The organism is Mesorhizobium sp. M0802 (assembly GCF_040320115.1).
Lineage (GTDB): Bacteria > Pseudomonadota > Alphaproteobacteria > Rhizobiales > Rhizobiaceae > Mesorhizobium.
The window spans coordinates 177,896-194,951 of the sequence record NZ_JAMYOY010000011.1; the positions used below are offsets into that span (position 1 = coordinate 177,896).

22 protein-coding genes are annotated in these 17,056 nt (G+C 59.2%); 6 read left to right on the forward strand and 16 right to left on the reverse strand.

All coding sequences use genetic code 11. The annotated features are described in order from the left end of the window. Nucleotides 1-222 precede the first annotated feature (222 nt). Nucleotides 223-2,970 carry a phage tail length tape measure family protein gene (locus NKI10_RS17460; protein WP_352861124.1) on the reverse strand — a complete coding sequence of 916 codons (2,748 nt, stop codon included), beginning with the start codon at nucleotides 2,968-2,970 and terminating at the stop codon, nucleotides 223-225. Beyond that, nucleotides 2,970-3,353, reverse strand: a complete 384-nt coding sequence (locus NKI10_RS17465; protein WP_352861125.1) for a hypothetical protein — start codon at nucleotides 3,351-3,353, stop codon at nucleotides 2,970-2,972. Before NKI10_RS17465 ends, NKI10_RS17460 begins: the two co-directional genes overlap by 1 nt. A gap of 87 nt (nucleotides 3,354-3,440) precedes the next feature. Here NKI10_RS17465 and NKI10_RS17470 point away from each other — a divergent pair, with 87 nt between their 5' ends. From NKI10_RS17470 to NKI10_RS30925, 4 genes are all read left to right on the forward strand, one after another. Further along, nucleotides 3,441-3,800 (forward strand): hypothetical protein, encoded by a 360-nt coding sequence (locus NKI10_RS17470; RefSeq protein WP_352861126.1) that lies wholly within the window; start codon nucleotides 3,441-3,443, stop codon nucleotides 3,798-3,800. Nucleotides 3,801-4,312: 512 nt separating this feature from the next. After that, a complete protein-coding gene (locus NKI10_RS17475; protein ID WP_352861128.1) occupies nucleotides 4,313-4,459 on the forward strand; it encodes a hypothetical protein in 147 nt (48 codons plus the stop codon). Between the two features lie 179 nt (nucleotides 4,460-4,638). Then, on the forward strand, nucleotides 4,639-4,890 hold the full coding sequence (locus NKI10_RS17480; RefSeq protein ID WP_352861130.1) for a hypothetical protein: 252 nt from the start codon (nucleotides 4,639-4,641) through the stop codon (nucleotides 4,888-4,890). A 14-nt stretch (nucleotides 4,891-4,904) separates the two neighbouring features. Beyond that, a complete protein-coding gene (locus NKI10_RS30925; RefSeq protein ID WP_502897547.1) occupies nucleotides 4,905-5,168 on the forward strand; it encodes a DUF6953 family protein in 264 nt (87 codons plus the stop codon). 9 nt (nucleotides 5,169-5,177) lie between these two features. Here the strand turns inward: NKI10_RS30925 and NKI10_RS17485 are convergent, their stop codons facing one another. The 6 genes from NKI10_RS17485 to NKI10_RS17510 all read right to left on the reverse strand — a co-directional run bounded on the left by NKI10_RS17485 (nucleotide 5,178) and on the right by NKI10_RS17510 (nucleotide 8,266). Beyond that, a complete protein-coding gene (locus NKI10_RS17485) occupies nucleotides 5,178-5,420 on the reverse strand; it encodes a hypothetical protein (RefSeq protein ID WP_352861132.1) in 243 nt (80 codons plus the stop codon). 273 nt (nucleotides 5,421-5,693) lie between these two features. After that, complete coding sequence (locus NKI10_RS17490) at nucleotides 5,694-5,930, reverse strand: hypothetical protein (protein ID WP_352861134.1); 237 nt, start codon at nucleotides 5,928-5,930, stop codon at nucleotides 5,694-5,696. A gap of 56 nt (nucleotides 5,931-5,986) precedes the next feature. Beyond that, nucleotides 5,987-6,295 (reverse strand): P27 family phage terminase small subunit, encoded by a 309-nt coding sequence (locus NKI10_RS17495; protein WP_352861136.1) that lies wholly within the window; start codon nucleotides 6,293-6,295, stop codon nucleotides 5,987-5,989. A 153-nt stretch (nucleotides 6,296-6,448) separates the two neighbouring features. Further along, entirely contained in the window at nucleotides 6,449-7,072 is a 624-nt protein-coding gene (locus NKI10_RS17500) for an HK97 family phage prohead protease (protein ID WP_352861138.1), read from the reverse strand. A 128-nt stretch (nucleotides 7,073-7,200) separates the two neighbouring features. Continuing rightward, on the reverse strand, nucleotides 7,201-7,809 hold the full coding sequence (locus NKI10_RS17505; protein ID WP_352861140.1) for a hypothetical protein: 609 nt from the start codon (nucleotides 7,807-7,809) through the stop codon (nucleotides 7,201-7,203). Further along, nucleotides 7,802-8,266, reverse strand: a complete 465-nt coding sequence (locus NKI10_RS17510; protein WP_352861142.1) for a hypothetical protein — start codon at nucleotides 8,264-8,266, stop codon at nucleotides 7,802-7,804. Before NKI10_RS17510 ends, NKI10_RS17505 begins: the two co-directional genes overlap by 8 nt. On the opposite strand from NKI10_RS17510, the gene NKI10_RS17515 reads away from it, so the two are divergent. Further along, nucleotides 8,259-8,459, forward strand: a complete 201-nt coding sequence (locus tag NKI10_RS17515) for a hypothetical protein (RefSeq protein WP_352861144.1) — start codon at nucleotides 8,259-8,261, stop codon at nucleotides 8,457-8,459. The genes NKI10_RS17510 and NKI10_RS17515 overlap by 8 nt on opposite strands. Nucleotides 8,460-8,560: 101 nt before the next feature. Here NKI10_RS17515 and NKI10_RS17520 read toward each other — a convergent pair whose 3' ends face one another. Then, entirely contained in the window at nucleotides 8,561-9,466 is a 906-nt protein-coding gene (locus NKI10_RS17520) for a hypothetical protein (RefSeq protein WP_352861145.1), read from the reverse strand. A gap of 147 nt (nucleotides 9,467-9,613) precedes the next feature. Here NKI10_RS17520 and NKI10_RS17525 point away from each other — a divergent pair, with 147 nt between their 5' ends. Continuing rightward, a complete protein-coding gene (locus NKI10_RS17525; RefSeq protein WP_352861147.1) occupies nucleotides 9,614-10,012 on the forward strand; it encodes a hypothetical protein in 399 nt (132 codons plus the stop codon). Nucleotides 10,013-10,690: 678 nt separating this feature from the next. Here NKI10_RS17525 and NKI10_RS17530 read toward each other — a convergent pair. From NKI10_RS17530 to NKI10_RS17560, 7 genes are all read right to left on the reverse strand, one after another. Continuing rightward, nucleotides 10,691-10,948 carry a hypothetical protein gene (locus NKI10_RS17530; RefSeq protein ID WP_352861149.1) on the reverse strand — a complete coding sequence of 86 codons (258 nt, stop codon included), beginning with the start codon at nucleotides 10,946-10,948 and terminating at the stop codon, nucleotides 10,691-10,693. Next, nucleotides 10,945-12,126 carry a hypothetical protein gene (locus NKI10_RS17535; protein WP_352861151.1) on the reverse strand — a complete coding sequence of 394 codons (1,182 nt, stop codon included), beginning with the start codon at nucleotides 12,124-12,126 and terminating at the stop codon, nucleotides 10,945-10,947. Before NKI10_RS17535 ends, NKI10_RS17530 begins: the two co-directional genes overlap by 4 nt. Further along, complete coding sequence (locus tag NKI10_RS17540; RefSeq protein WP_352861153.1) at nucleotides 12,113-12,355, reverse strand: hypothetical protein; 243 nt, start codon at nucleotides 12,353-12,355, stop codon at nucleotides 12,113-12,115. The genes NKI10_RS17535 and NKI10_RS17540 overlap by 14 nt, the downstream gene beginning before the upstream one ends. Before the next feature lie 136 nt (nucleotides 12,356-12,491). Continuing rightward, the gene (locus NKI10_RS17545) at nucleotides 12,492-13,046 is read right to left on the reverse strand and encodes a hypothetical protein (RefSeq protein WP_352861155.1); all 555 of its coding nucleotides are present in this window, start codon (nucleotides 13,044-13,046) and stop codon (nucleotides 12,492-12,494) included. A gap of 65 nt (nucleotides 13,047-13,111) precedes the next feature. Continuing rightward, the gene (locus NKI10_RS17550; protein ID WP_023684573.1) at nucleotides 13,112-14,731 is read right to left on the reverse strand and encodes an ABC transporter ATP-binding protein; all 1,620 of its coding nucleotides are present in this window, start codon (nucleotides 14,729-14,731) and stop codon (nucleotides 13,112-13,114) included. Nucleotides 14,732-14,763: 32 nt separating this feature from the next. After that, nucleotides 14,764-15,891 carry an ABC transporter permease gene (locus tag NKI10_RS17555; RefSeq protein ID WP_023670736.1) on the reverse strand — a complete coding sequence of 376 codons (1,128 nt, stop codon included), beginning with the start codon at nucleotides 15,889-15,891 and terminating at the stop codon, nucleotides 14,764-14,766. A 9-nt stretch (nucleotides 15,892-15,900) separates the two neighbouring features. Continuing rightward, on the reverse strand, nucleotides 15,901-16,824 hold the full coding sequence (locus NKI10_RS17560) for an ABC transporter permease subunit (protein ID WP_023684574.1): 924 nt from the start codon (nucleotides 16,822-16,824) through the stop codon (nucleotides 15,901-15,903). Nucleotides 16,825-17,056: the final 232 nt, after the last annotated feature.

The window sequence follows — 17,056 nt, forward strand, 5'->3', positions numbered from 1 at the left end:
AGGCAAACCTAAACAAGACTTTGACCTGGTGAGCAGATCTTCGACCGCAGCGGAATTGGATTTCAGCATAGCAGCAAAGTCGTCGGGCAGCTGCGGCTCTTCGATGTCGGAGATGCCGGTGTAATGCTGCCGAGGAGTCCACTCCTCCTGTGGTAGCAAAATGGGTCCGTTCATAAGTTTTCTCCTTTAGAGCAGCGCATCATTATCGACCATTGACAGACCTCAAGCATCCTGGATCGCCAGCGATGCCTGCCTGCGCAGTTCGGCCTGGCTCTCCTTGGAGACCGAGCCGCCGCCCGGAACGGTGATGTATTGCTTGACCTCAATCGGGCGTTGGTTGCCGCCGCCCGACCTTGACGACCCGCCGCGCTGGTCATCTATCTGGTCATTATCGGCAATGATGACCCGCTCGCTCGGCCTCTTGAAGAACTCGACCTTTTGCGTGTCGCGAGAGTCGCCGCCAATTATGCCGCCTGTAGCCATGCCGTAGACAATGCGACGCGCTATTTGCTCCGGCGTGGCGCCGAGTCCCTGCGCGCCATAGCCAATGTTGCCGCTGCCGACGATTCCGGCAGCCGCAAAGTTGGAGTTCCATGTGGCAAGGACTTTCCGGTATTGCCGGGCTTTGTCATCCAAGTTGCTGCCTGACGACGACGACCCGCTGCTGACGGAAGACGACGACCCGCCGCTATAGCTGCTTGTAGTCGCCCACTTATCGACACCCTCATAAGTCTTGCGCGTGTTGGCTTCGATATTCATGAACAACTGCCACATGCGATCGGTCTCGCGCGTGGCTACCTGTCCTGTGAAGGCGGATTGCGGATTGGCAAGCGCCATTGATTGCGCGTGCGGGATGACCGTTCCGGCCGATTGCGGCATGACCAGTTCCGGGCCTTTTTCGCCAACCCAATAAGGTGTGTTGGGCGAGATTGGACCGCCTGCTGCGCGCTGCGGATACATGGCATTAACCTGCGCAAGCACCCTCGGGTCTTGATAGGTCTTGGGCTGCGTGTAGCCCCACGAATTGGTGGAGGTGTTGAAGATCGGAGTCGAGGAGACCGCCGGACCATTTGACGAATAGCGCGTCACACCGACGCCGGTCGTGCCGCCTGTCTGGTTGGGCACGTCGTAGGTCGATTGCGTGCCGGTGCCGACTTGGCGCGTGACCACCGTGACGGTGATTGTCTTGTCGCGCAGGGCGTTGACCGCAGCACCCAACTGGTGGACTTTGCCAGTGTCGGCGTCCAACATCATGCGGGCGCGGACTAGCGAGTCGATAAACCTGTCGACGGCTTCAACGCCCAGACCACCCTGAACGAGCGTCTGCCGCAGTAAGTCGACGCCTGATGCCACATCGCTGGCTTTGGCGTTGCCGGTGCTCATCGCGTCGAAGAGTCTGTTGATGATGCCGACGGTGTTTCCTAGCGCGGCATTGGCGCCGTCGATGTTGCGAACGTCGCCGAAGAATGCAGTGATATTCTCCTTGCTACCAGCCGTAGCGATAGCCTCCTTCAAGGTATCGACTTCGGCTGTGGTGTCACGGAACTGCTTGGTAAGGTCGAGCATGCTCTGCGCTTGTTCGCGCCGCATTCTCTGGATGGCTTGGCCGGCTTGTTCGAACTGGCCGACAACTCCTTGGATGGATCCGCCGAGTGAGCGCGTTACGCCAAAGCCGTCTGACCCGCCGCTATTAACGGTGCCGAATAGTTTTGCGATCGTAGCGTCGGCTGTGCCGGCGTTGCTGTTGATATCCTTGAAGCCAGCCGCGACCTCGGCCAAGGTCTTTGTCGCCTTCTGGTTGTCGACGGCGATGGCCTTGGCTTCCAGATTGGCCGGGATGATCCCAGCAACCTTTGCCGCCTGCGCCGCGGTGTCCTGCAGGCCTTTCGCGAACTCGTGCGCATTTTTGGACAGGGCCGGGTCTAGGCGTATCCTGCCCAACTCGCTTTGCAGTTCAACCGCATCCAGCGTGCCGCTCTTGAGTTCCTTGGAGAGGTTGGCAAAGGCACCCAGTCCAGCCTTGCCTATACGGGCGAAATCGCCGTCGCCGGTGTTAAGCAGGTCCAACTGCCGGCGGGTATCATTCATCAGGTTGGCGAGCGTCTTCCGAGCATCGGCGACGTTGTCGGCGGTGTCGGCAGCGATGACCGACTTCGGCATCTGGGACGCCTGGTCTTCATACTTTTTTGCTGCTGCGGCTGCTTCGGGATAAGCCTTAGCGATCTCGTCGATCAACGACTTGTGGTTTTTGAGCACTTCGTCGACTGACTTGAGGTCTCCCCGCGCGGCCAACGCATAGGCGCCGATCGCAACGCCAGCTAGCCCTGCGGCAGTCACGATGCCGCCAAGCGGTGTCGCAACGAAGTTTAGTATTCCGGCGCCAACAGCCTTCAGCGAGCCAAGCACACCTTGAGGACCACTTTCCAGCGCATCGAAAATCTGCCCGGCCTGGCTTGCGAAAATCTGCATCGGCGGTGCGCCGAGCGCGAACATGGTGATGACGTCGTTGCCCTGCCGCGATAGATTGAGCATCTGGTTCGACGTTAGCTTGGCTGCGGTCCCCACGCTGGCGATATGGCTCACTCCGGCCCGCGTGGACGCGGAGACGGCGTCGGTTCTCTGCCGGACGAGATCGAGAACTCGCGCCCTTTCAACCTCGTCGATGCCGAGCTTGCGAGACGCAGCATCGGCCGTGATCAACGCGCGTTCCATATCTCGGGTCGCGCGATAGGCTGGGTCGGCGGACGCCTTCAGGCGATCCCATGCCTTGGCGGTTGAGGAGATGGAGCCGGCGGTGCCCGTCATGACGGTTGACTGCTTTTCCATCGCAACGTTCGCGGCGTTCGCCTGGTCGATCACCCTATCGACGGCGCTTTGTGCGGCCTTCATCGCCTTGACGTAGGTTGCTGACCCCACCTCGGCCTGCCTGGCATCGATGGTGAGTTCGGTAATGACGACTTCGTCAGCCATTAGCGGCACCCCTCCCGCGCTTCGGCTGGGCTAAACAATGCCATCGACCACTCCGGCATGATGATGGCCAGAGGCATGGGCTCCAGATCAGGAACGGCAGCCGCCGTGGCGAGCGCTTCCCGCGCCTCACGCTTCCGGCCGGCGCGGTACAAGTCATTGATTGAGCGGACCGTCATGCTTTGGTTGCGCAGCGTGTCGGCAATCGCGGTGACGATACCGTTCTGACTGGTCAGGATCCGCGCCAGTGCCTCCAACTCGTCGGCCATTCTTAGGGCATGCGCGGCGATCTCGGCCGGCGTCATGTGTGTGTGCGCCTCAGCGAGCGTTTCGCTGGCGGACGCACGGCTCTGCGGTCGCGCCGCGGCGCGTTGTGTGGTGGTCATTGGGATTCCTGTGTGAAAGGGTGTTGGGCAGGATTGCCGATTGCACGTGAGCGCTCTAGTCGCGCCGTGAAACCGCAAGAAGTCGAGATGGTTCTGCTGGAGCAGTCAATTGCCAGTGCAGGCGGTATGAACCACCCGTTCTCTGATCGTGTAAGCGACGTTGCCGAAAAGACTGCAGGCTCGGTGTTGTTCGACGTTCGTATCGAAGGCGACACCGGCATTCAGAGAATGGCGGCAATTGGCTATGGTGCGGATGGCACCGTCGTGATCGTCATGGATAAAGACGGGCAACTTACGTCGGCGCCCATCGACGGTAACGAAGGCTCGATTGCCGAACTAGCCGCCTGGAGTTCGCTGCCGATGGCGGAGCAGGTCAACGTTAGTTACCGCGAAGCGGCTGAAGGGCTGCTTGTTGGGCTTCGTCGATCGGGTCGGATTCCTAAGTGAAAGCGCCGTCAGACGGTGCCCAACAAGAACTGAGACAGCAGGCCTGACTTATTTCAGCGCTGCTTTTGTTGTTAACGAAAGAGGTGATCAGTTTACTTGCTCATCAAGTTCTGCATAGAAAAGAGGCAGACGGTGATTCGTTCCGTCTGCCTCTGCCTTTTGCGTACTCGCGGTATTTGTGGCGCCGAGTGAACGAACGAGACCGCGAGTCCGCTCCCTAGCAGGTCGGTAACTAGCGTCCTGAGGCTGCATTGGCAAGCCACAGGAGTGAAGACTTATGTCGAAGAATCCTCCCCTTCGGCCTGGTCAACCCGCTCCACGTTCAGGTCAATACGAAATTATTGGCCCGCGTGGCGGCAAAGGACCGGAAAGAACAGTGACTCGCAATGAGCCGCTGCCGCCGACTCCGTCGAAAGGATCTACCTACAAGCTTGTAGATCCAACCAAGCACGGAAAATGATACTGGCGGCGGGCTTCGGCCCGCCGTTTCACTGAGGAACCAGGGAACGAGAATGGTCAAGAAAATCGTGGTCGAAAAGAAACCCGCCGGTGACGGGAAAACACGCACAGGCGCAATTAATGAAACAAAGGCTCTGAGTACCGATCACTACAAAGAACGGCTGGGCGTGAAGCCGCCTAGTGGTGGTAAAAAATCTTGACGGACCTATCCGATTGGGCCGACCTCGTAACTGTGATCGGCTTCCCGTTGGCTCTCACAGGTCTATGGTCGGTTTTTCGCCAAATTAAGACTGACAAGCTATCCGCGTCGGCTGGCGCCGTGGCCACAATTCACGAGAACATTCGCACACGAATAGATGTTTTATCTAAGATTGAGCCAATGATCGGCGATGCCGAAAACCCAGATTGGATCGGTGCCTTTCGAGATCTTCTAAATGACCTGGAAGTTGCTTGCGCCGCCTATCTTGATAGCCAATTCAGTGGCAGGACCGGAAAATTGGCGGAGTTTCTTATTAGCGACATGTTGAAGATGTTTCAGGATGAAGCTTCGCTTCAGTCCCATCTGGAGATGGCAATTCACAACCCCGAAACCTTCGTGAACATCAGAGATTTTTTGGCCCTGAGGAAGTAGTCGGAGGGAGGTCAGTGTCAGCGAAACAAGTCGCCGATTGGATGGTAGCGGAGATGGGAGATTCTCATTGGCTCTATCAGGAATCCATCGTCCACAAGATCAGCCAAAAATGGGGAAAGGAATACGTGTACTTCAATCAGAGCGGCAATCCTGCGATTGCCAAACCTGTCCTAAGAGAGTTTCGCAAGTTGACCGAAGAAACATTAGTATGGGAGCGTGGTGAGCGCGCTTGGCGGCCTCGTAAATCCCACGACAAAAGGCGGTCAGTAGAATCTTAAGGATGAGCCTTAAACTCTCATAAATCCCGGCCACATCGATTGCGGCAGGTGCTCATAGATACTGCGCACCGTGGCAATTTCCGCGTCGTCTAGCAGTCCCATTTCGAACAAGGTGGACTCTTGGTCAGACGGTTGCTCACAGATGCCACTGTCGAAAATCCACCAAGCAAATGGGCGCATTCCAGCACGATCGAGCGGCTGCGCCATCACGAATTCGCGGTACTTCTCCCATGCTGCGCGCATGCCAACCAAGGTCTAAATTCCACCATGTATCCTGATCGGGCTCCTGATTGCGGCGCCTGTCCGCTCGCTTTCTAACCGGCATATCGAGCCTCCTGCCAAGGTACCGGAAAGCCCCGTCGCTTCGTCTCTGCCAATGCCCATTGCCTGTGTTTTGACCAGAATTCGCGAAGCTCTCCCTCGCCGAACGGAAGGCCATGGTGAGGGATCAGGCCAAAGAAAGTAGGCTCACCAATCAACCATCGAACGGCCATGGGCGGCAGCCGCTCCCGCCGCCTATGCTTCCTAGCGCGAACCGGCACGTCGCTTGCTCCTTCCGGGCGGGCCGAATTCCCTCTCAGCCCAAATCGGCCTCTCCGGCGGCCGGAAGCCGATGTGGAGTTCCGCCATCTCGTCGAGCACGTCATTTCCGATCCTGTGCCAGGTTTCCTCGGCAAGTTTCCGGGGTACCTCGTGCCGGTCTTCGACAACGCCGGCCTCAACCAGGTCGCTAAAAAAATCGTAGCCGCTTTGCATGTACATGACCCAGGCCTTTGCCTCTGCGGGACGTGCCTTAGATGCCTTCCGTCTGATGGGCATTAGGCACGCCTCCCGTAATCGCGGGTTCGCGGCGAGCGCGGCGCTTCGGCGGTGTCGATATCAAGGCCGAGTTCCCGGACACCGCGCATGAAGGCGACGCGTGCATCACGCTCAATGGCGACTGCGGGGTGCGCTTTCTTGGTGCCAAAGCGATCGGTGATAACAATGCCATCTGCCTTTAGAATTTTGCGGGCGTCCTCGCCGCGGTCGTGAGCCTCGGCAGCTTTTACAAGGATCTTGAAATGATAAGTCTCAAGATCAAAATCCGCGATAATTCCGGCGACCCATTTTCGCGTTGCCGCATCCAAATGGGCGGAATCCTATGTTCCGACATGGGTTCTTGTCTCTCTGTTTGGATGGAAATTCGGAAGTATCTGGGGCATGCCCCGCGCGTGCTAAGCCCCCAAGCGGTCCAAGGCCCCATCGCCTCCTAGAGATCCGACCATGGGGGGGTATACCCTCTAGTCAGGCGCCACCGGCTGGCCGTCGACATTGTAGACTAGCCGTCCTCGGGGAGTGGCAACTTCAGCTTGGTCGAGCAGGCTAGCAAACCGGGCAGCCCTGGCCTTGCCCTTTGTCATGCGTTCATTATGGCGACCCATGAATGAAACCATACCGCTTGCTAGTTCCTCCTTCAGCGAAGGGACCTCGGCCAGGTCCACAAGGCGGACATGGCTTTCGCTTATTGCGCCATCACGGCAAGCCGATATCTCGCGTAGTGTAGCCTTGGTGACCACCCTGACTTCGTGGCCCTGAAACTCGCGGGTGGTTGACTCGAGAATGTCCGCAGAAATACTGATGTCCGGCCGATCGCCGCTCGCGACCATACTCAACAGAATCGCGCCATGCTGCGTCTTCGGAATGGGGAATTCGAAGGCGAGACCTTCTGGACCGTCGATGAAGGCAAGGCCGCTATGGGTAGAGCCGAAGACCGAGTGATCCTCGTGTTCTAGCTGAAACTTCACCTCATCTCTCCTTGCGAGAGATGCACTAAAGCAGCCCTGCAGCAGTGCTGTCAGAACGCCCTTATGGGTGAACACGGATCCGTAGGTGGTGGCATACCCGCGCACGGCTGGCCTCTTCATCAGGCTCTCCGCGTGATTAGCTAGCATCCGTCCGCTAACGCCACTCGACATGCGGGTACCAAGCCGGACAGCGGTATGCGCGCGCGCAATATGTCGCTCAAGGTCTGGGACTATAATCGGCTGATGGCTCATTTGAGTTCTCCGGGAATATCGCGCTCGGCAATGAATCCGGCCTTCTTCTTCTCATCAAGGAATCGGCCAATGTTGCCGTTTGGTCCGACGTCCAGCCATCGACAGGGGTGCGCGTCTAGCCACCCAGTATTGTACCCGGCATCGGCAACCTGGCTGACTAATTTGCGGATTTCCACCTGCGCTGTGTGCGCGGCAATCAGTGCATCGAGCAGTCCGCGCATCTGCCGTTTATATTCCGGCATCAAGCGCTCTTGTATGACCGCGGTAGCGCGGCTGCGCTCGGTCTCGCGTTCTCTGTCGAGAATTTCGCGGGCATCCGAAATATCCCGCAGCCTCGTCGCAATTTCCTGACGTCGTTCATTTCGCGGTGGCGTTGGAGCCTTCGATGTCAAGCCCAGAATCGCGGCAACCCGTGCCTCGCGGGCAGTGTCAGCGATCTCTGGTCCACTCTGCTGCGCAAGGGCGAAGTCCTCTCCGCGGATGGCGCCCGCCTCGCCGCCAAGCGCAGCAAGGAGTTGTTCGATCTCTCTCATTCGAGGAGAGATATCCGACACCGGGAGGATCGTTGGCATTTCAGTGTCGATGTCAGGCGTTCGATTAAACATGCTGATTTTCTTTCGTGAGAAGTGTTCGCGCGATGGCTTGCACCGCGGCGATAGGGATGACGAAGAAGGTGTTGGCGCCGGCGGGTAGCGATCCGAAGGCCGCGAGCTCAGGCGAGCGAATCTCCACAAACGACGGGGCGATTGCGATCTGGCCAGACGCTTGGTCAGCCTCGATGAGCGCCACGATTGCAGCCTCCACGGTGGCAGGCCCATCGCCTTCGGAAAGAGGCAGGCGACCGACGTCTCGCTCGTGCCCCACAGCGGTGCCAGGCGAGGCTGCAGAGAGCGCCAACACCAGTCGGGCAATGTCTCTTGCCGTGAGCGGCGGCGCGTACGGGCGGCCAGCGCTGATGCGGCCTGCGGCCTTTGCCTGCCGGATAACTTGGCAGACGAAGGGACGCGGCAAGCGGGTTTCACTTACCAGGACGTCAGGCAGCAGGTCGCTGTGGATGCGCATCCCTTCCCCTTTTCTGCGCGTGGCGCGTTTTGAGTTTTTGGAGGTAAAGCTGCAGCACGGCTCCGCAACCAAGACGCAGTTGCAGGAGCCGTGCGAGATCAGCGCCTGCGGCGCGATGTATGCTGTCGCTGGTACATCCGCAGTCGACGGCAATTGGAAACTGGCCCGCCACCAAGTTTTCAGCCCATGGTGACGGGTAGATCGCACCGATGCCAAAAGGCATTAGCGTGACGAGTTGGGACACGCGCAAGGCGCACTCCCTGCGTCCTCCCGATAATCCTGCCGAAAAGGGACTTAGGCCGCCAATGTTCGATCCAGTTCTTCGCAGGCTTCTATGACTGCTGCTTTGCCTCGACGCTCTGCGTGCTTGCCGCGATGTCCATATGCTTCGCCGATCTCCCGGAAGTTGGCAGCTCGCATCGCAAGGTCTAGTATCTTTGCCGTCTCGGGCTGGATCGAGGCTCGTATACGTGCCGCATCATGCCGATCGGCTACGGCATCTACCCACGATATGGCGCCTTCAGATGCATCCCCCATGCCAACGGTCGGTGTCGCAGTCTGGTCGACCAATGGACCCTTAGCCCTGCCGAAGCGATCGCCAGCCTTCCTCCATTTTCCCTTGCCGCCCTGGCAGTCGACTATGCCACCCAATGGAATGCGGACCCAGTCGTACTCAATGCCACGCTCAGTGCGTACGGGCGCCCATTCCGCTTGCTCTCCATTCGAAAAGCGCAGGCCCCCCATTCGGACGATACAATCGGGTTTGCGACGCTTGGACCGCACAAGCACCGGTCCGCGCTCAATGTCGCCACCTTCCGCAATGACGTTTACCGAACCGCCCCCGTCGAATTTGGCGTGGGTGCGCTCCGTGAATTGGACGTCCTCGATCGCCCGATAAATCTCAGAAAGCCGAGGACGGATTTCGTAAACGGAATCCAGCAACAGGGGCACCGGCTTGCCGTCTTCGTCTACTTCGTTATCGTTAGCGGCGATCGATGTCCAATCTGACCCTTGGCTAATCGCGCGCCAAAGCAAGAGTGACCGCAGCTTTTTCGATAGGACGCCGTGGCGCGGTCTTGCAGTTGGCGCTGCCTTGCGTGGCAACACTGCGTTGTCATTGGCGGCGGTATTCGCCGCCCACGCATGGTGGGCCGAGCGGTATGTTGATGGCGTCCAGGTTGAGTCAGTTTGAAAGGGCATGGTTCACCTTTGGCTGAAAAAGGCAGTCCGTTTCCGCAAGGCGCGGGCCGGGTAAGAAAACGGTGCATAACATCCTGCGCCGTACATTAGGTGTTGCTAATTCTTCTTTCCCAGCGTCCCAGTCCGGTGGGGCTTTCAGAAGGCAAAATGCCAAACCGCGCAGCTTCCACCTCGCGCCATTTTAACTTTCATATTCCCGATGACGTCACTGACGCTATCGTCGGGTATATCGACTGCTCTGCTCCTGGCCGGATCATTTCGACCTTTGCTGCCGTTCAGTGGGTGCGAGATAAAGTTCCCGATTGTGAGATGTCCGACGATCAGCTCGAGCGCTGCGCCGTATTGGCCGCAGTCGACGAAGGCCTAGCTGTGCATTTTGATCGACGAGGACGCCAGCCGGCTCCCTTTTCGAGCTTGAGCAGGAGCCACTGGCATCTGGTGCCGATCTGGCAAATTAAGGTGCGGCCGCGTCTGGCTACCCCCATAAGAACGGTTATCGTTCGCCGGCTTCCTATCCGGCAGGATTCGATGGAATTCCGCCCATGAGATGCGGCGAACCTGCACGGTGCCGTCGCTAATGGCGATCGAGCGCGATGGGGTCATGCGATTGTCTTCGGGAAAGGGCGCTCGAGGCGCGGTTCCGGCCAGGCCGGTCTTCATCGGCGCCAAAGCGGCGCCGGTCTTGGTCACACTATCTAGGGCGAAAGCCGCCTCTAAACACTAATATAGTTTTTGGGCAGGAATCTTTCCACCCCGTGCTTCCGTTCGTATGGCTTATAAAAGGCGGCTGGATCGCAAGCGTCAAGGTTTACAGCGCGATCGGTCAGCCACGCACCACACGTTGCCCGTCCACTACTCATCCTTAACGAGGGCAGCGTTTGAAAACTATTTACACGATGGCTTATTTGTTTTGCTCTAAATAAGCTTTTCTGCTATGATCTGAAGTATAATCTTCAGGAGATCATAGATGATTCCGCCAATTGTAGCCAACCAAATGAAAACCGCGATAGCCTTTAGCCGCAAATATGCGGACTGCACCCGGTCGTGTTTGACCAACTGCCTAAAATATGCTACTGTAGGAAGGTTTTTGGCGCATCGTGCCAGCGTCCTTCTGACGATGGCCTCGCCTTCACCAGAGAAACTCTTGAGATGTAAGAGTATGGGCGAGGCCATCGTCAGAAGGACGCTGCCCATTACCACATTTTTACTGATTCGTCAAGACGCCTAGATTTCCGCCGTCCTCCTCCACACAGTGTCTCGCATGGTGGGAAAGACTTCGCCGTCCTCCATTTCCACCATCACCACGAAAGAAAGGTTTTCGTTGTCGGCCTGTGTAAAGGTGACGCCGACAACCTCGACATCATCGCCGTCATCATCCTGCGCCGCAAAGGCAGTGACTGGCATGATGACGCGAACGTCGGCAGGTTCGCGGTCGGTCAGCACTCCGCGCACGATTTCCTCAAATTGCGCCGGATCCATCATGCGGCGTCCTGCCAAGGAAGATGGCGCCCACAGGACTCGTCGTCGCTGTCGCCCTCGCGAACGAGGTTGTCGTTTGCGGCGTCGGGATACCTGTGCCACCGATAAGTTTCGGTGCCGTCCTTTGCGGTATGCAGGTCAAGCAGGGCGCGCCTGAACTCGAAGTCGGAATCGTTGATGACGGCGAGTTCGCTTTTCATGGTGGCGTAGTCATCACCGTGCAGCCGAATGGTGCTGCTGGCGGGTTCATCTCCCTCGCGGTCCAGCCATCGAAGCAAGACGTCAATCGGGCCGAAGCGGCCATCCCAAAGGATTTCCTCGATTTCGACGTCGCGTCTAGTCGCGCCCGCAGCTTTGCGCGGCATTTTCACCTTGTCGGGCTTCTTCGGTTCGTACTTTGTCGGCGGGTCTTCATCAAAGCGTCCCTCCCGTAGCCACCTGTCGAGGTACATGCGGGTCACGTCGTCGCCTGCCGCCGCTTTCCAAACATTGGCAGAAGCGACTAGGTCGGCAATCGGCAGGTCTAGCTTCTTGAACTCTGCCTCGGCCACGGCCTTATTCTTGCGGACACCATAAGCGCGATACAATTTCTCAAACGCTTGCGCCGGACCCGCCGCGGCGGCCGACAGGCCAGCCAGGGGCGGCGCCAAAGGCGCGGTGCAATCATCATGTTCATCCTTCCCTGTACCCGGGTCTAGTGACCGGGTCAGGGTGGATGGGTCTTCGTTCATAGAAACCCGAACGCTATTGATTGTAGCGTTCGGAGATTCCCGAACATCTGCGTTCGGAGAATTCAGAACGCTATGGTTAGCGTTCGGAGATTTCTGAACACTACAGACCAAATCCCAAACCGGCACATAGCGGCTGGCGCGGCGTCCGCTGCCTTTTTCCTGGTGAAGGTAGCCCCATGATACGAGGTCGGTCAGGGCGCCATGCACGTCGCCAGCATACAGACCCTTGCCCGACGGGTCGCGCTCCTTGATGGTGGCGACAACATGCCGAACGCTGGCCAGCGCGTTGCCGTATTTGCTGTGGTACCAATCTAGAATGAACCCGAACACAAGGCTGTGCTTGCGGGTGGCGCGCTTGTCATAGGGCAGGCTCGTCAGAAGCTTGAACTTAGCCTCAAGGCTCTCTGGCTTGGGGAGGCGTGGCGAGGTGGCATTCTCAATGTTCGTCATGGGCTTCGCCCTCCAGCGCCGCTACAGCAGCACGAGTAATCTGTTCAGCAAGTTCAGGGTGGAAGCTGGCGACCCGAACGCTGGAGTTACGGGGCGCGTAGGTACGCCAACTGCCGTTTTCGTTCTTGGTGAGGTGCAGGCCGAACAGTCGTAGTTGGTCATTCAAAGCTATATCGAATCGCGCGTCAGCGCCCGACGCATGCGAGCGCCGGATTTTCAGAATTTTCACTTTGGAGTTCCTGTGTTGGGAAGTGACTCGCGGTTGGGTCCGCATTCGTTTTTGTTGTTACGGCAATGATTGGCAACGAATGAACGGAACAAACCGTGATTTTCGCAACCAAACGCGTGCGCTATCTATCTGTTTATCAACGATTTTTCTTGAAGTAATGTCGTTCGGGACGAGGGGGTCGCAGGTTCAAATCCTGCCACTCCGACCAGAAAAAACAGACACTTAGGTGTTTGTTCTCCCGACCCACAAGATAGCTTGATGCAAACCGGCCGCGTCGGCGTTCGCTGTCAGCATGGTGTTTTGACGCGACAACCTTCCGCGCTACCTCGATAATAGGAATGCCGCCGAGACAGCGGCCAGAACGAGGTTTGCGGAAGATGAATTTGTTGATTTCAAGCCGGCTGTCAGCGCTGCTCGCTTTGTCCTTGGCGGCAGGCTGCTCATCGCTGGGCAGCGCGGTGAACCCGGCGAAATACGACAGCATGACATGCGCCGAGCTCAACAACGCGGTAGGCGATACCGCGCGCGACATCTCGCAAACCGCCATCACCCGCGGCAGGGTCACCAACACCAGCGTTCCCAACTGGCTGCTCGGCGGCACGCGCGTGAAGAGCGCAGTGGCCAACCGTGAGACGGCCAGAATCGAACTGCTGAAGCAGCGGCAAGAGGCCATTGTCGCGACAAGAGCCAACAGATGCCCCAGGTCAGCGGGCTAAGCGAACTGGCCCTACCTAACTATCTGCTCAACGTCACGCCTTAAGCACTCAGCCGGAAGCGCGTGACATCGATCGCCGCAGCCATCAGCGTCTGGGTGTAGGCGGCCTGCGGGTTGCTGAATATCTGTTCGGTCGGGCCTTCCTCGACGATCTTGCCCTGCCTCATGACGATGATGTAGTCGGCCATGGCGCGCACCACGGAGAGATCGTGGCTGATGAAGAGGTAGGACAGTTCGTGGTCGGCCTGCAGCTTGCGCAGCAATTCGACGATCTGCTTCTGCACCGAGCGGTCGAGCGCCGAAGTCGGCTCGTCCAGCACCACCAGTTTGGGCTTCAGGATCACGGCACGCGCGATGGCGATGCGCTGGCGTTGGCCGCCGGAGAATTCGTGCGGGTAGCGGTTGCGTGCGTTGGGATCGAGGCCGACCTCGAGCAAGGCCTCGACGGCGCGCTGATCGCGTTGCTTGCCTGACAGGTTCGGCTCATGCACCAGAAGGCCTTCGGTGATGATCTGGCCGACGGTCATGCGCGGCGACAGCGAGCCGAACGGATCCTGGAAGACGAGTTGCATCTCACGACGCAGCGGCCGCATCGCCTGGCGGTCGGCGGTGGAGATGTCGCGGTCGCCGAAGCGGATGACACCGTCGCTGGGCAACAGGCGCAGAAGTGCGCGGCCGAGCGTCGATTTTCCCGAACCGGACTCGCCGACGATACCGATGGTCTGGTTGCGCTTCAGCCGGATCGAAATGTGATCGACGGCGCGTAGCAGCAGCGGTTCGCCGGCAAGGAAGCCGCCGCCGATCTTGAAGGTCACTTCGACATTGCGGCCCTCCAGCAGCACAGGAGCGCTGGGCGGCGGCGCCGCCTTGGTGCCGGTCGGTTCGGCGGCCAGCAGCATTTTGGTATAGGCATGCTGCGGGTTGGCGAAAAGTGCTTCCGCTTCGCCTTCCTCGACCACCTCGCCATAGCGCATGACATAGACGCGGTCGGCAAAGCGCCGGACGATGCCGAGATCGTGGGTGATAAAGACGATGGCCATGCCGAGCTTGCGCTGCAATTCGGCGAGCAGCACCAGGATCTGCGCCTGGATGGTGACGTCGAGCGCCGTCGTCGGCTCGTCGGCGATCAGGATGTCGGGGTCGTTGGCCAATGCCATGGCGATCATGACGCGCTGGCGCTGGCCACCCGACATTTCGTGCGGATAGGATTTCATCCGCCGCTCGGGATCGGGGATATGCACCAGCCTGAGCAACTTGAGCGCCTCGTTCCGTGCCTCGGCTGCGTTCAGCCCTCGGTGCTTGCGGATCGGTTCGATAAGCTGGTTGCCGATCGAATAGAGTGGATCGAGCGAGGTCATCGGCTCCTGGAAGATCATGCTGATCTTGGCGCCGCGCACCTTGTTGAGGTCGGGCTTGCTCATGGTCAAAAGGTTGCGGCCGCGATAATCGACGTGACCCGTCGCCTCGCCATTGGACGCCAGCAGGCTCATCGCCGCCATCATGGTCTGGCTCTTGCCGGATCCGGATTCGCCGACCACGGCAACGGTTTCCCCTGCCTTGACGTGGATGTTGATGCCCTTGACCGCTTCGACCGCGCCGTCGAGCGTGCGGAAACGGACGCGAAGGTCCTTGACGCTGAGGATCGTTTCGGGCGTTTCCATCGCAACGGTCCCCATTTTATTTGGTCCCCATATTATCGGTCTCTCGGATCGAGCGCATCGCGCAGGCCGTCGCCGACGAAGTTCAGCGCAAACAGCGTCGACACGAGGAAGAAGGCGGGGAACAAAAGCAGCCAGTTGGCGGTGCCAATGTTCTTGGCGCCGACCGAGATGAGCACGCCCCAGCTGGTCATCGGCTCCTGCACGCCAAGGCCGAGGAAGGACAGGAAACTTTCCAGGATGATGACCTGCGGCACCAGCAGCGTCATGTAGATCACCACTGGTCCGAGCAGATTGGGGATGACATGGCGCAGCAGGATGCCGCGCTGGCCGACGCCCATGGCTTCGGCCGCCTGGACATACTCCTGCCGCCGGATCGACAGCGCCTGGCCGCGCACGATGCGCGCCATGTCGAGCCACAGCACCGCCCCGACCGCCAGGAACATCAGCACGAAATTGCGGCCGAAGAACACCACCAGCATGATGACAAAGAAAATGAAGGGCAAGGAATAGAGCACGTCGACGATGCGCATCATCACCTCGTCGATCTTCCCGCCGGAAAAGCCGGCCGCCGCCCCGTAGAGGACGCCGATGACCACGGCGACAATGCCGGCAAGCAGGCCGATGGCCAGCGAGATGCGCCCTGCCATCAGCGTTCGCGAGAGAAGATCGCGACCGGTGTTGTCGGTGCCGAACAGGAAGTACTGCTGTTTGACCGACGCAGTCATAGTCAATTCGAGCCCGTCGGCCGATTTGCTCTCTATCTTGGTATCGTCGAAGGCATCGGAGCGGTCAAGATAGCGGATGTTGCGGTCGTCGATCGGTTTGGTCGAGGTGACGGTGACGGTGACGCGACTGCCGTCCAGTTTCCACTCCTTGATGTCGACGCGCATGCGCTTGATGGCATCCTTGAGCGCCGTCTCGATCATGTCGGGCTTCGGATAGGCTGAAAAGCTTGGCGGCGTGCGCACATAGTCGGCATAGATGGTGGTGTACTGATGCGGCACGAACCAGGGGCCGAAGATGCTGATGACGCCAATGAAGGCCAGGTAATAGAGGCTGAACATGGCGGCGCGGTTGGCTTTGAGGCGCGCCCATGCGTCGCCCCAGAGCGAGCGGCCGACGACGGCCGGCGGAGCGGCGGCGGCTGTGATGTCAGTCATAGCGCACCCTCAGTCATAGCGTACCCTCGGGTCGACGACCGCGTACATGACGTCGACGATCAGGTTGAAGACGATGGTGAAGAGCGCGATCACCACCACGGTCCCCATCACCAGCGTGTAGTCGCGGTTGAGCGCGGCATCGACGAAATAGCGGCCGACACCGGGAATGGAGAAGATGGTCTCGACGATGACCGAACCGGTGAGCAGCGCCGCGGCTGCCGGGCCGGTGAAGGAAACGATCGGCAGGATGGCGCCGCGCAGCGCGTGCTTGACCACCACCGACCAGTCGGAGAGGCCGAGCGCACGCGCCGTTCGGATATGATGCGAACGCAAGCTCTCGATCATCGACCCGCGCATCAGGCGGGCAACGATGGCGATCTGCGGCAAGGCCAGCGTCAGCACCGGGCCGATCTTGTTGATCAATGCGCCATCACCCCAGCCGCCGATCGGCAACAGCTTCCAGGTCAATCCGAACACCAGCTGAATCACAGGAGCGATGACGAAGGTGGGGATAGTGCTGCCGGCGGTCGCCAGCGCAATCACCGTATAGTCGCCAAGCTTGTTCTGGTTGAGCGCGGCGATGGTGCCGAGCACCGAACCAAGCAGCAGCGCCAGGATCAGCGCCGAGGTGCCGAGCTGGACCGATATCGGCAGCCCCTTGGCAAACAGTTCGGTGACGGTGAAGTCAGGCAAATTGTAGCTCGGCCCGAAATTGCCGCGCAGAAGATTGCCGAGATAGTGGGCATATTGCAGCCAGAGCGGATCGTCGAGGCCGAACTGTGCTTCCAGATTGGCCCTGATCTCGGGACTGAGGCCCCGCTCCTGATTGAAGGGGCCGCCCGGTGCGACGCGTATCAGGAAGAACGCCATGGTCACGATGACGAACAGCGTCGGAATGGCGGTCAGAAGCCGCCGTAAGATGTATCGCAGCATCGGCGCCCCGCTTCGGCCAGAGCGACATACGTCCATGCGGACGCATTGCCACGCTCCGGCGCCAAATCTTCGCACCGGGCTTGCCGAAAATCGACCACGACTTTCGGACCGGTGCGATGACCGACCAGTCCGGGGGGGGGGGCCGGGGGGGGCGGGGGGGGGGGGGGGGGGGTGTTGTTTGATTTTTTGTGGCTGGGGGGGGGGTGGGGTGGGGGGTGTTTTTGAGAAGAAA

What these genes read in the sequence shown, in the direction of transcription:
- NKI10_RS17460 (WP_352861124.1), bottom strand. Translation starts at nt 2,970, where the DNA reads ATGGCTGACGAAGTCGTCATTACCGAACTCACCATCGATGCCAGGCAG.
- NKI10_RS17465 (WP_352861125.1), bottom strand. Translation starts at nt 3,353, where the DNA reads ATGACCACCACACAACGCGCCGCGGCGCGACCGCAGAGCCGTGCGTCC.
- NKI10_RS17470 (WP_352861126.1), top strand. Translation starts at nt 3,441, where the DNA reads ATGGTTCTGCTGGAGCAGTCAATTGCCAGTGCAGGCGGTATGAACCAC.
- NKI10_RS17475 (WP_352861128.1), top strand. Translation starts at nt 4,313, where the DNA reads ATGGTCAAGAAAATCGTGGTCGAAAAGAAACCCGCCGGTGACGGGAAA.
- NKI10_RS17480 (WP_352861130.1), top strand. Translation starts at nt 4,639, where the DNA reads ATGATCGGCGATGCCGAAAACCCAGATTGGATCGGTGCCTTTCGAGAT.
- NKI10_RS17490 (WP_352861134.1), bottom strand. Translation starts at nt 5,930, where the DNA reads ATGTACATGCAAAGCGGCTACGATTTTTTTAGCGACCTGGTTGAGGCC.
- NKI10_RS17500 (WP_352861138.1), bottom strand. Translation starts at nt 7,072, where the DNA reads ATGAAGAGGCCAGCCGTGCGCGGGTATGCCACCACCTACGGATCCGTG.
- NKI10_RS17505 (WP_352861140.1), bottom strand. Translation starts at nt 7,809, where the DNA reads ATGTTTAATCGAACGCCTGACATCGACACTGAAATGCCAACGATCCTC.
- NKI10_RS17515 (WP_352861144.1), top strand. Translation starts at nt 8,259, where the DNA reads ATGCGCATCCCTTCCCCTTTTCTGCGCGTGGCGCGTTTTGAGTTTTTG.
- NKI10_RS17510 (WP_352861142.1), bottom strand. Translation starts at nt 8,266, where the DNA reads ATGCGCATCCACAGCGACCTGCTGCCTGACGTCCTGGTAAGTGAAACC.
- NKI10_RS17520 (WP_352861145.1), bottom strand. Translation starts at nt 9,466, where the DNA reads ATGCCCTTTCAAACTGACTCAACCTGGACGCCATCAACATACCGCTCG.
- NKI10_RS17525 (WP_352861147.1), top strand. Translation starts at nt 9,614, where the DNA reads ATGCCAAACCGCGCAGCTTCCACCTCGCGCCATTTTAACTTTCATATT.
- NKI10_RS17530 (WP_352861149.1), bottom strand. Translation starts at nt 10,948, where the DNA reads ATGATGGATCCGGCGCAATTTGAGGAAATCGTGCGCGGAGTGCTGACC.
- NKI10_RS17535 (WP_352861151.1), bottom strand. Translation starts at nt 12,126, where the DNA reads ATGACGAACATTGAGAATGCCACCTCGCCACGCCTCCCCAAGCCAGAG.
- NKI10_RS17550 (WP_023684573.1), bottom strand. Translation starts at nt 14,731, where the DNA reads ATGGAAACGCCCGAAACGATCCTCAGCGTCAAGGACCTTCGCGTCCGT.
- NKI10_RS17555 (WP_023670736.1), bottom strand. Translation starts at nt 15,891, where the DNA reads ATGACTGACATCACAGCCGCCGCCGCTCCGCCGGCCGTCGTCGGCCGC.
- NKI10_RS17560 (WP_023684574.1), bottom strand. Translation starts at nt 16,824, where the DNA reads ATGCTGCGATACATCTTACGGCGGCTTCTGACCGCCATTCCGACGCTG.